The sequence below is a fragment of the Bacteroides sp. genome (assembly GCF_028690125.1).
GTDB lineage: Bacteria > Bacteroidota > Bacteroidia > Bacteroidales > Bacteroidaceae > Bacteroides.
In genome coordinates this window covers 43,692-56,003 of sequence record NZ_JAQVBV010000005.1, presented here as the reverse complement: position 1 = coordinate 56,003, position 12,312 = coordinate 43,692, and the positions used below count along the sequence as shown (strand labels likewise).

At 37.7% G+C, this 12,312-nt stretch carries 9 protein-coding genes; 3 read left to right on the top strand and 6 right to left on the bottom strand.

Features of this window, described 5'->3' with window-relative positions; translation table 11 throughout:
- Positions 1-288: 288 nt before the first annotated feature.
- Both rmuC and map read right to left on the bottom strand, forming a co-directional pair.
- Complete coding sequence (gene rmuC, locus PHO71_RS04715; protein WP_300199684.1) at positions 289-1,524, bottom strand: DNA recombination protein RmuC; 1,236 nt, start codon at positions 1,522-1,524, stop codon at positions 289-291.
- A gap of 3 nt (positions 1,525-1,527) precedes the next feature.
- On the bottom strand, positions 1,528-2,382 hold the full coding sequence (gene map / locus PHO71_RS04710) for a type I methionyl aminopeptidase (protein ID WP_300199683.1): 855 nt from the start codon (positions 2,380-2,382) through the stop codon (positions 1,528-1,530).
- A gap of 228 nt (positions 2,383-2,610) precedes the next feature.
- Here map and PHO71_RS04705 point away from each other — a divergent pair, with 228 nt between their 5' ends.
- Positions 2,611-3,210 (top strand): DNA-binding protein, encoded by a 600-nt coding sequence (locus tag PHO71_RS04705; RefSeq protein ID WP_300199680.1) that lies wholly within the window; start codon positions 2,611-2,613, stop codon positions 3,208-3,210.
- Between the two features lie 747 nt (positions 3,211-3,957).
- Here PHO71_RS04705 and PHO71_RS04700 read toward each other — a convergent pair.
- Together PHO71_RS04700 and PHO71_RS04695 are read right to left on the bottom strand one after the other, a co-directional pair.
- On the bottom strand, positions 3,958-4,581 hold the full coding sequence (locus tag PHO71_RS04700; protein ID WP_300199678.1) for a DUF4858 domain-containing protein: 624 nt from the start codon (positions 4,579-4,581) through the stop codon (positions 3,958-3,960).
- Between the two features lie 148 nt (positions 4,582-4,729).
- Positions 4,730-6,367, bottom strand: coding sequence for a DUF4080 domain-containing protein (locus PHO71_RS04695; protein ID WP_300199675.1), 1,638 nt, complete (start codon positions 6,365-6,367; stop codon positions 4,730-4,732).
- Positions 6,368-6,478: 111 nt separating this feature from the next.
- Between PHO71_RS04695 and PHO71_RS04690 the strand changes: the two genes are divergently transcribed.
- Positions 6,479-6,880 carry a hypothetical protein gene (locus PHO71_RS04690; protein ID WP_300199672.1) on the top strand — a complete coding sequence of 134 codons (402 nt, stop codon included), beginning with the start codon at positions 6,479-6,481 and terminating at the stop codon, positions 6,878-6,880.
- Between the two features lie 95 nt (positions 6,881-6,975).
- On the opposite strand, the gene PHO71_RS04685 is transcribed toward PHO71_RS04690, so the two are convergent.
- The gene (locus PHO71_RS04685; protein ID WP_300199669.1) at positions 6,976-7,896 is read right to left on the bottom strand and encodes an RluA family pseudouridine synthase; all 921 of its coding nucleotides are present in this window, start codon (positions 7,894-7,896) and stop codon (positions 6,976-6,978) included.
- A 32-nt stretch (positions 7,897-7,928) separates the two neighbouring features.
- On the bottom strand, positions 7,929-9,293 hold the full coding sequence (gene rlmD, locus PHO71_RS04680; protein WP_300200014.1) for a 23S rRNA (uracil(1939)-C(5))-methyltransferase RlmD: 1,365 nt from the start codon (positions 9,291-9,293) through the stop codon (positions 7,929-7,931).
- A 253-nt stretch (positions 9,294-9,546) separates the two neighbouring features.
- Here rlmD and ppdK point away from each other — a divergent pair, with 253 nt between their 5' ends.
- Positions 9,547-12,267 (top strand): pyruvate, phosphate dikinase, encoded by a 2,721-nt coding sequence (ppdK, locus tag PHO71_RS04675; RefSeq protein WP_300199666.1) that lies wholly within the window; start codon positions 9,547-9,549, stop codon positions 12,265-12,267.
- Positions 12,268-12,312 lie beyond the last annotated feature (45 nt).

The following is a 12,312-nucleotide window of genomic DNA, read 5'->3' as shown; positions in this document are numbered from 1 at the left end:
TTTCCTTTTAATGTATAAAAAAGGTGACGGTATAAGCTCAGGATAGTGACGATATTGTCCTTATATACCGTCACTATCCTTACTGGATAGCGTCACTCTTTTGTATAAGAGAATCCACCAACAAAGATTTCGGCTTTATCCGATTTTCTTGTATACTAATGGCATAATTCTTTGTAAAAGCTATTCAAATTATAATAAATGCCATTAGTATTAATTCCATTTGATAAAATGAATACTGCAAAGTATGCAAAAGTAGGTAGATTGTTGGATTGTTAGTTATATATAAGGTTAATCTATAAGATCATCATCTTCATCATCAATAGGAAGAATTTTTCTGCTTTCTTCTTGGGGTAATTGTTCTACTTGTCGGAGTCTACGTTCGATAGCGCGAGTGCGTTTACCCATCACCTCTTCTAATTGATCACCCGCATTTTGTATATTTTTCTGTACCTTTTCAAGTAATCCGCCGAATTTGCTGAATTCTGTTTTTACAGCACCTAATACTGTCCAGACCTCTCCGGTACGTTTCTGAATGGCAAGTGTCCGGAACCCCATTTGGAGACTATTCAGAATGGCACCCAAGGTTGTAGGTCCGGTTACCACAATCTTATATTCTTTTTGAAGAGTATCCACAAGACTGGTTCGTCGTATCACTTCGGCATAGATACTTTCAAATGGTAGAAACATAATAGCAAAGTCTGTTGTAAAAGGAGGATCTACATATTTATCATGGATATCTTTAGCCATTTTTTTTATAGTATTCTCTAATTGTTTGCCGGATGACTCTATTAAAGTAGTATCTCCTGCTTCAAAAGCATCATAATATTGCTCGTATACATCTTTGGGAAATTTAGCATCAATAGGAAGATAAACGATGCTATTTGTGTCATCCTTTCCGGGCAGTTTAATAGCGAATTCAACAAATTCAGTTCCACTTTTTTTTGTTTTGACATTGGCATCATACTGTTCCGGACTCATCATTTGTTCCAGTAAAGCACTGAGTTGTACTTCGCCGAAAGTACCCCGCATTTTGACATTACTGAGTACCTTTTTCAATCCGCCGACATCTTGTGCTAACGATTTCATTTCCCCTAACCCCTTTTGTACATTCTCGAGTTGGGAACGTACAATCTCAAATGACTGCCCGATTCGTTCGTTTAATGTCTTTTGTAGCTTTTCCTCTACCATCAGGCGCATATCATCCAATCGCTTTTCTGTCGATTGTATTAATGTTTCCTGTTGCCGTGCCATTGCATCAAACTTCTGACGTTGCAGTTCTCCGCTCGTCATCATGCTCTTATGAAGTACGTCTTGAAGTTGTTGCAAATTTTGATTCAGCGTTTGCATCATTTCCATGCGAAGTTCCCGAATACTTCGATTCAGTTCTTCGCGATTCTCTTGCATTTGCTGACGCAAAGCTGTTTGTAGTTGTTCTGCCTGAGCTTGGCTATTACTTCTTGTTAGTGATAGTATAAGTAGAGCGATCACTAGTACGGCTATTACTATCAGTAAAATCAGTTCCATTAATTAATAAGTTAAGATTTCATTTCCGGTTTCAGTAATCAGAATCATATTTTCCCATTGAGCAGAAGGCAGTCCGTCATCAGTGCAGACTGTCCATCCGTCAGAATCATCTATAAATATTTCGAAGGTTCCCATATTGATCATGGGTTCAATAGTGAAGGTCATACCCGGTACGATTACCATACCTGTGCCACGACGTCCGAAATGTTCTACGTCCGGTTCTTCATGGAATTTCACGCCTACACCGTGCCCGCAAAGCTCACGCACGACACCGTATCCATTTTTTTCTGCGTGTTCCTGGATAGCAGCACCCACATCTCCCAGTTGTTTCCAGGGTTGGGCGGCAGCGATACCAATCTCCAGACATTCTTTGGTTACTTGAACTAACTTGCGCATTTCCGGGCTGACTTCACCAATCATAAACATACGGGACGCATCAGAGAAGTATCCTTTGTAGATAGTAGATACATCCACATTGATAATATCTCCGCTTCTCAGCAGTTCCGACTTGCTGGGAATTCCGTGACATACAACATCATTGATACTCGTACAGACACTTTTGGGAAAGCCTTCATAATTGAGTGGGGCAGGGATAGCTCCATGGCTAGTAGTGAAATCATACACTAATCTATCAATCTCTTCGGTAGACATTCCCTCATGAATATTTGCAGAGATATAGTCTAATAATGCAGTATTGATTTTAGCACTTTCGCGGATTCCTTCCAATTGTTCAGGAGTGCGGAGAACTTTACGTGGAGGGAGTTTATAACCTTGTTTCCTGAGTTTTTGTATCTTTTCTTCTACTTCTGCCGGATAATTGGATGGGGTGAACCGGAATCCCTTGATAAACTTTTTCATTATTATAAGATGTTTTTTTGAATCTTTTTACAAAGGTAGAGAATAAAATGAAAGATATACTTTCTTCTATTCTAAAACTTTCTTACTTTTACACCAAAATTAAATGGTTTTCACATATGAATCCTTTCGTCTTTACATGTGAAGACGAAAGAATTCATATGTGAAAACGAAAAGATTCACGTGTGGGTACGAATACTTTTTGTAATAATTATTAAATAAAGGTGAGATATGGCAAAATATGATATATATAAGGTGCATGGTATTGATAACAAAGAGAAAGAAGAAAAATATCGAGCAAGAATTGTTCCTGAGGGAACGATTAGTAAAGAAAAACTATATAAATATATAGAAAAAACTTCCGGTGGATTCAGTCGTGGGCAAGCTGATGCTATAATGACTTGTATTACAGATGCAGCCATTGAATTTCTGCGTGATGGTTATATTGTACAATTAGGCGAGTTAGGATATTTATCGGCTACCGTCACGAGTCGTCCGGTGAAAGAGAAAAAAGAAATCCGTTCCGGTTCTGTTCATTTTAAGAATGTAAATCTTCGAATGAGTACTAGTTTGCGGAAAAGTATGCGTTCAATTCCTTTGGAACGTGTAGAAAAGCCTGTAGTTGTTTCTAAAGAAATAACTTTGAAACAGAAAGAAGATATATTAAGAGGTTTTCTGGCAACTCATCCATGTATAACTCGGACTGATTATTGTCATATTACTCATACACTGAAAAATAAGGCAGTGGATGATTTGAATCAGTTTGTGGCAGATGGGTGGTTGAGTCGGTATGGGGCAGGACGGACAGTCATTTATTTGTTGGTGAAATAGTTGTTGATATATTGCAATTTTGTATTTTAATTGGGAATTGAGAAATAAAATTTACTTTCTTGAAAGTTAAAATAGACATCTGCAGAGTTATTTATGGAATAAATAGTTTTAACTAAGATTATGTTTGTATTGTGTTTTCATTCCAAATATAATCAACAAGCTTACCGACTGTTGCATGGCACTTCAAGGTGTATTCGTCAATGTTTATACCATATTTTTCATACAAAGCCTTTCCCAAATCTGTATACTGGATTTCTGCAATATAATAACTGGAATTAAGTGTAATTAGTTTTCCCTTACAAAAATGATGAATAAAATTGAATACATCATTTTTAGAATTAAAAAACGTCCTACTATTTTGGGGTGAAGAATATACATTTGAGGTCGTTAAAGTATATTTTTCCCATATTGAATCTACGAGGTTTCCTATAGTGGAGAAATTACTAATTGCACTTTCAGTTGTAATTTGAATTCAAAGTTACAGAAATATTCTATAATATAAATGAATTTTTTCAAGTATTTAATACTGACATATATCTTTTTATCAAAACAGTTTTATATCGGTGTGAAATTTGAATAGGAGAAATATGTATTCTTTTTTTAAATTTTATTAAAACTCTTACTTTTATGTCTGATTGTTGAGATACTGTCAGCAGTTCCTGTGGGCGTAATTAACTGATGTGGTTATAAAGGAAAGGTCGAAAAACAAATGTAAGATATACTTTTTCATTTTTGTAATTGTGTGTTTCACCAACTATATGTAATATTGCATTGAGGAATCCATTCCCATTTTTTTAATATCATATTATGTTGATATTGAATTCCTGTTTTTATCTTCCAATGCTTGTTTAATTTAAAAGAAATATTGCTACCAAATTCTGTCGGTATGACTTCAGAAGGGAATCCTCGATATCTTTGATTATTTAGATACTGCATACCATATATGTTCAGAGTCCACTTTGGGGATAAGTGATATTTCATAATGGTTTGAATATGGAAGTAATTGGATGTTTTGGAGAAGTTACTTTTACTTTCGAAATAAAGATTTTTGTTAAGTTTTTGCCATGAATATGTGGGTAAAAAGGTCGAATTAGAGAGATGAAAATCTGTTTTTATGTTAGTTGAAAACCGAAAGAGATTACTTGAAGATGGTTTAAGTGTTGGCAATGTAGTATCAAACTCAAAATATGATCTTGATTGATGAAACTCGCGCTCTAGCATTTCAATTCTATTTTTGTTAATTATAATTTCCTTATCAGATTCTAGAAGTTTTTTTAGCTTCAAAGAATCCGTTAGGCTCCATTCCTGTGCGGTAATAAATGCAGGGAGTAACAAACATAAAATAATAAATTTACATTTTCTAAGGTTCATACATTTAGTTAGGTTTATTGTATAGACGTGGAAAATGTATGAATGTTGCTTTATATTGTTTGAAAATGCTTGCTGTTTTACAAGTTGTAACAATCTTTGTCTAATATGTTCATAATAGGTATTAGGATAATCTTTTTAAAAAGTAATCTTACAATGTTGATGCTTTAAACACTGGTTCTATTTTTTGAACTTCCGATTCAAAACCGAACCAGTAACCGTGTCCTTCTTCATCAACTGGTAAAAAGCATAATCTGAGATTTTCCTGATAAGAGCCATATAGCACTTGCCAATCCTCTGGAGGTGTTTGTCTTTTTGTTCTAACTTTTTCTGCAGGAATTTTTTTAAGAGACATACCTGCTTCTATCCAGGCAACTGTAACCTGAGTCAGAAAATCCGGATAATGATATTTACAGAAGTTATAAAGAATCAGTCCTCTTTTTTCTAAACTTAACGGATTATCTATTACATCAGTTTCTACGAGATGATGAAGTAAATCATGGAGGAATTGTGGATTTTCCAAAATTAATGTACGGGTAATTCCTCTCCATGTAGAAGTATTGTAGAATCCGTCTAGTAATCGGGACAGATAATGTGCTGTTTGTAACTCCTCTACAGAAATTTCCCGGGTTTGTAATACTTCATAAGGAGGGAGAGGGGAATATTGAATGCCTAGTTCTTCGGCTCTTCTTCTCATTTCCGTTCCAGGTAGTAATTTAAGGGATTCCAATTGTATTTCTCCTGCACCATAATCTACTAAGGTGTGTACATCCTCGAAAATTTCAGAAAGGTGGTAGAGTGGGAGGCCTGCAATCAAGTCAGCATGAGTCTCCATATTTTCTAAAGAACAAAGGTATTTGAGTCCTGCTAATGCATCTCCAAGTTTACCTATTCGTCGGCTTTGCTCGAGTACAGGCTTTCTAAGACTTTGTATTCCAGCTTCCAGGTGTAATAAGCCTTTGGGCAAAGTGGTTAGTTCCTGTTTTAATTCTTCCGAGAGAAGAGCAGGATGGATTTCAAGGTGGAAACAAATGTCCGGATATCCACGGAATAAATCCAATAAAGCCTTTGCTCGTTTACTGTTATAATTAAACGTACGGTCTAATACCCGAACATTCTTTATACCATGTTGATGAATAACATTTAAACGTTCACGAATAGCTTCGATAGGGATTGTTCGTACTGGTTTTTCCCCTCCGCTAACACAGAACGCACAGGTATTGAAACAGCCTCTTGTTGTCTCTAACTGTACAAATGGTTTGCTCCAATTAAAGAAACAACTTTTTTCGGGGGGAACAAGTTGAGAGAAGTTGATGACACGGACAATTCCATTATCCTGATACTTCTCAGATTCATCCAGATAACAAAGACCCGGTATTTGGCTCCACTCTTTTTTCGGATGATTCCAGACTTTTAACCAAATAGGGAATACTTCTTCGCCTTCTCCACGAAACACTCCGTTAATAAATTTGTTCTTTCTTAAAAAGTCTTCGTTTTCACCTAGAAATTCCGGACCGCCAAGAATAACGGAACTATTTGGAAGCAGAGACTTTGCGCGTGAAACGATGTGAAGCAATTGCTCGTGGTTGAATAACCAATTGGTAGCAGCTATAATATCGGGTTGATGATAATAAATCTGTTGCACGATATTGCCAATATTTTCGTTGATAGTTGCTGATACGATACACCATTCAATAGCGGTGTCATTTGCTATCTGGGCATGTAATGCAGGCAGTGCTAATGATGAGTGGGCGTATGAACTATTCAAATCAAGCCAAAGAAGTTTCATGAGAGAGTTTTAATATTATGATGCAAAGGTACAAAAAACTTGTGGCTTGCCATGTATCGTAAAATAAAAATGCTACTTTTGTAATGTGTAAATGCAATAAACTAGAATAATATGAAAACATTGAAGAAATATGCAGGTGTGTTAATGATGCTGACGTTGCTTGTCAGCTTTACTTCATGTGAGGATGATGAAACGATATTTGATCGTATTGTAGGCCGTACATGGATTGGTGATTTAGGATTTTACGTGAATGGTGAACCTGTAGAAAGTGGTATAACCTTTAAAAGTAATGGTTTTGGAGTGGATGAACAATTCTACTATGATTGGGGAGATAGGGCTGCTGTTTTAGATGTGCGTTGGTGGATTGATCATGGAGACTTATATCTGGATTATGGGAATAGATATCCTTTGTTGGTTTTAGAAGCTGTGTATGTAGATGGCAGATATCTTACAGGTCGATTGTATTCCGGTAACATAGATCAAGGAATAGTTACTTTGGAAATGGTTGATTAATATAAATATTTTTGTTGATCAAAAAACTATCCGTTGTATATATGATAAACATTATTCAGCGGATAGTTTTTTATAGCTCTCTTTTTATTTTAAAGTTATTTCTTTAGAAACAATTTCTTAAAGTCTGCCGGATATGGAGTCTCAAACTCCATTAAATCCCCTGTAACCGGATGATAGAAGGACAGTTTAAAAGCGTGGAGAGCCAGTCTTCCTATCGGATTGAGAGAATTTTCGCCTCCATATCTTCCATCGCCAATAATGGGATGACCTAAATCTTGCATATGTACGCGAATTTGGTTTTTGCGTCCAGTCTCCAAATCAAGTTCTAATAAAGAATATCCATTAGCACGTTTAATCGTCCTGTAGTGAGTGATGGATTTGGAACCTCCGTCATCATATTGACTGGAACTTACATAAATTGTTTTATCTGTTAGCCAGGAAACTACCGTGTCATAGTTTTTTTCCATCTCGCCTTCTACTACTGCAACATATCTGCGATCTGTTACAATATCGTGCCAATTATCGCGTAATGTCCGTTGTGTCTTTTCATCCTTTGCAAACATCATTAGTCCGGAAGTATCTCTATCGAGACGATGGACGATAAATACTCGGAATTGGCGTCCCGAGCGTTGTACATATTCGTTTAGAATTGTATAGGCAGTCCGTTCTTTCTGGCGGTCAGTATTTACAGAAAGTAATCCCTGCATTTTTTCAACTACAATAATATACGTATCTTCATATACAATTTTCAGTAATTTATTATTGAATTCTTTCTTGCCTTTTTCTTTGCTGATTTGTATTTTCATTCCTGGTTGCAAAGAAAAGTTGAATTGTGTAGTAATTACATTATCCACAAATACAACTCGTTTACTTAGAAGGGATTTCAGCTTTGTACGGCTCGCATCGGGCATTTTGGCAGCCAGAAACTCCATAAGTTCCATTGGCTCTTTGACAGTATAGTTTGTATATTGAGCACGGGCTTTTTCAGCTAGAGTTCTTCTCGGTTTTTTTTCCATTTCTGTTTTTATTTTAAGAACGATTCAATGAATTATCGAAGTTCCAGCAATACTACGTTTTCTACATGGTGAGTATGGGGGAACATATCTACCGGTTGTACCGCTTTTACGTTATATTTACTATCAAGTAATTGCAGATCACGTGCCTGGGTAGCGGGATTACAGCTCACATATACTATTCGCTTCGGTTCCGCAAACAAGATGACATCAATTACATCTTGGTGCATACCAGCACGCGGTGGGTCAGTGATAATCACATCAGGACGTCCATGTTGATTGATAAAATCCTGCGTTAGCATATCTTTCATATCTCCGGCGTAGAATAAAGCATTCTTAATATTATTAATCTCAGCATTTACTTTAGCATCCTCAATTGCTTCGGGTACATACTCAATGCCGATAACCTGACGCGCTTGGCGAGATACAAAATTTGCAATTGTTCCGGTTCCGGTATATAAGTCGTACACTAATTCATTTCCTGTTAATCCGGCAAAATTCCGGGCTACTTTATATAAATTATAGGCTTGTTCGGAATTAGTCTGATAGAAAGATTTCGGACCGACTTTAAAACGCAAGCCTTCCATCTCTTCAAAGATATGATCTTTTCCTTTGAATAAGTGTACATCGAGATCATTGATCGTATCGTTGCACTTATTATTAATAATGTATAGAAGCGAGGTTATTTCAGAGAATGAGTCGGCAACAAATTGCAATAGCTGCTTAAATAACTCCATTTCGTGCTCTTCCGTAATTTTGCAGATAACAATCACCATCAGTTCACCTGTTGAAGAAGTGCGGACAATCATATTCCGTAGCATACCTTCTTGTGAACGTAGATTGATGAATGAATAATCGTGTTCATAAGCATAATCGCGTATCGCATTACGGATTCGGTTTGAAATGTCATCCTGTAACCAGCATTTCTCTATAGCCAATACCTTGTCAAAAGCTCCCGGGATGTGGAAACCAACTGCATTCATTTGGTCATACTTCACATCCTGACGAATCTCTTCGGCTGTCAGCCAGCGTTTGTTGGAAAAAGTGAACTCAAGTTTATTCCGATAGAACTCTGTTTTTTCGGAACCTAATATGGGAGAAATCTCTGGTAATTCGATTTTACCTATACGTTTCAGATTATCTTCTACCTGTTTTTGCTTAAACTTGATTTGTTCCGAATAGGGGAGTACTTGCCATTTACAGCCACCACATATGCCATAGTGTTGGCAGAAAGGAACGGCACGGTTGGGCGAAAACTCATGAATCTTCACAGCTTCAGCTTCGGCATATTTATTCTTTTTACGCTTGATTTGCAGGTCTACAACATCGCCCGGTACTACATAAGGAACAAAAATAACCAGGTCATTTACTTTTGCAATGGCTTTTCCTTCGGCAGCCACATCCATGATTGTTATCTTCTCCAACAGGGGAAGCTCTTTTTTCTTTCTTGCCACTTTTACACCAATCTAATAATTATGATGCAAAAGTAGGTATTTTTTTTGGAAAAATTTTCGTGTCAGTGAAAATATTCCAGATTGTAATGTCGAAATTATATTTTGATAGAAAGTTTTTTCTTAAAAAGTTTTCTGGTTTGCGAAATATACTTAGATTTGCGAACAGAAAAAGTCATAATGTAACTTTAATCACAATATTATGGATAAAAAAAGAGTTTATACCTTTGGTAATGGCCAGGCAGAAGGAAAGGCTGACATGAAAAATCTATTAGGTGGAAAAGGCGCCAATCTTGCCGAAATGAATCTAATCGGTGTTCCCGTACCTCCGGGATTTACAATTACTACAGAGGTTTGTATAGAATATTATGAATTAGGAAAGGATAAAGTTGTATCTCTTCTGAAAGCTGAAGTGGAAAAAGCAATCGCCAATATAGAGACATTGATGAAATCAAAGTTTGGTAACATAGAAAATCCTTTATTGGTTTCCGTACGTTCCGGTGCGCGTGCTTCTATGCCGGGCATGATGGATACTATCCTGAATCTGGGTCTGAATGACGAAGTTGTGGAAGGCTTGACACGTAAGACTGGTAATGCTCGTTTTGCTTGGGATTCTTATCGTCGTTTTGTTCAAATGTATGGTGACGTTGTATTGGGAATGAAACCGATTAATAAGGAAGATGCGGATCCATTTGAAGCTATCATTGAAGATGTGAAACATAAGAAAGGTGTGAAGCTTGATAATCAACTGGAAGTGGAAGACCTGAAAGAGTTGGTAAAACGTTTTAAGGCTGCCGTTAAGGAGCAGACCGGAAAGGATTTCCCGACTGGTGCATATGAGCAACTTTGGGGGGCTATTTGCGCTGTATTCAATTCATGGATGAACGATCGTGCTATTCTTTATCGTAAAATGGAAGGAATTCCTGATGAATGGGGAACTGCCGTTAGTGTACAAGCTATGGTGTTTGGTAATATGGGTGAGACCTCGGCTACAGGTGTTTGTTTTTCTCGTGATGCTGCTACAGGTGAAGATTTATTCAATGGTGAATACCTGATTAATGCACAAGGTGAAGACGTAGTTGCCGGTATCCGTACTCCGCAACAGATTACAAAGATCGGCTCTCAACGTTGGGCTAAATTGGCTGGTGTCAGCGAAGAAGATCGTGCTACTAAGTATCCTTCTATGGAAGAGGCTATGCCGGAAATCTTCAAAGAATTGGACACTCTTCAGACAAAATTGGAAAATCACTACAGGGATATGCAGGATATGGAGTTTACCGTACAAGAAGGGAAGCTCTGGTTCCTCCAGACTCGTAACGGTAAACGTACGGGAGCTGCTATGGTGAAAATTGCTATGGACTTGCTTCGTCAAGGTATGATCGATGAGAAGACTGCTTTGATGCGTTGCGAACCGAATAAATTGGATGAATTGCTTCATCCGGTATTTGATAAAAATGCGTTGAAGAAAGCTAAAATTCTGACTCGTGGTCTTCCTGCTTCTCCGGGTGCTGCAACCGGACAAATCGTATTTTTTGCTGACGATGCTGCTGAGTGGTATGCTGCCGGTAAACGAGTTGTGATGGTTCGTATTGAGACATCTCCGGAAGATTTGGCCGGTATGGCTGTAGCTGAAGGTATTCTTACTGCTCGTGGTGGTATGACATCTCACGCTGCCGTAGTAGCTCGTGGTATGGGTAAATGTTGTGTATCGGGTGCAGGCGCATTGAATATTGATTATAAAGGTCGTACAGTAGAAATTGATGGTGTTCTTTTAAAAGAAGGTGACTATATTTCTTTGAATGGTAGTACAGGTGTAGTGTATCAAGGTAAAGTAGAAACAAAAGCTGCTGAACTTTCCGGTGACTTTGCTGATTTAATGAAATTAGCAGATAAATACACCCGTCTGCAAGTTCGTACAAATGCGGATACTCCTCACGATGCAGAGGTTGCACGTAATTTTGGTGCAGTAGGTATTGGTCTTTGTCGTACAGAGCATATGTTCTTTGAAGGTGAAAAGATCAAAGCTATGCGTGAAATGATCTTGTCTGAAAATGCAGAAGGACGTCGGAAAGCATTGGCTAAAATCCTTCCTTATCAGCAAGCTGACTTTAAGGGTATTTTTAAAGCTATGGCTGGTTGCCCCGTGACTGTACGTCTGCTCGATCCTCCTTTGCATGAATTTGTTCCTCATGATTTGAAAGGTCAGCAGGAAATGGCAGATACAATGGGCGTAAGTCTGCAATATATACAGCAACGTGTAGAATCATTGTGTGAACATAATCCGATGTTGGGACACCGTGGTTGTCGTTTGGGAAATACCTATCCGGAAATTACTCAGATGCAGACACGTGCTATCTTAGGTGCTGCTTTGCAGTTGAAGAAAGAAGGAGTTGAAACTCATCCTGAAATAATGGTTCCATTAACAGGTATCGTTTATGAATTCCAGGAGCAGGAAAAAGTGATTCGTTCAGAAGCTGAAAAATTGTTTGAAGAAATGGGAGATAGTATTGACTTTAAGATTGGTACAATGATTGAGATCCCGCGTGCAGCCTTGACAGCTGATCGTATTGCATCTTCTGCTGAATTCTTCTCATTTGGTACTAATGACTTGACACAGATGACCTTCGGTTATTCTCGTGATGATATAGCTTCTTTCCTTCCGGTTTATCTGGAAAAGAAAATTTTGAAAGTAGATCCATTCCAAGTTCTCGACCAAAATGGTGTAGGGCAGTTGGTACGTATGGCTACTGAAAAAGGTCGTGCTATCCGTCCGGATTTGAAATGTGGTATTTGTGGTGAACATGGTGGTGAACCTTCTTCTGTGAAATTCTGTCACAGAGTAGGTCTTAACTATGTTAGCTGTTCTCCATTCCGTGTACCTATTGCACGGTTGGCAGCGGCACAGGCAGCTTTGGAAGATTAGTGTAAAATGCTAAAATAGCGTATTGAAAGGCGTGTAAAGTGTAAT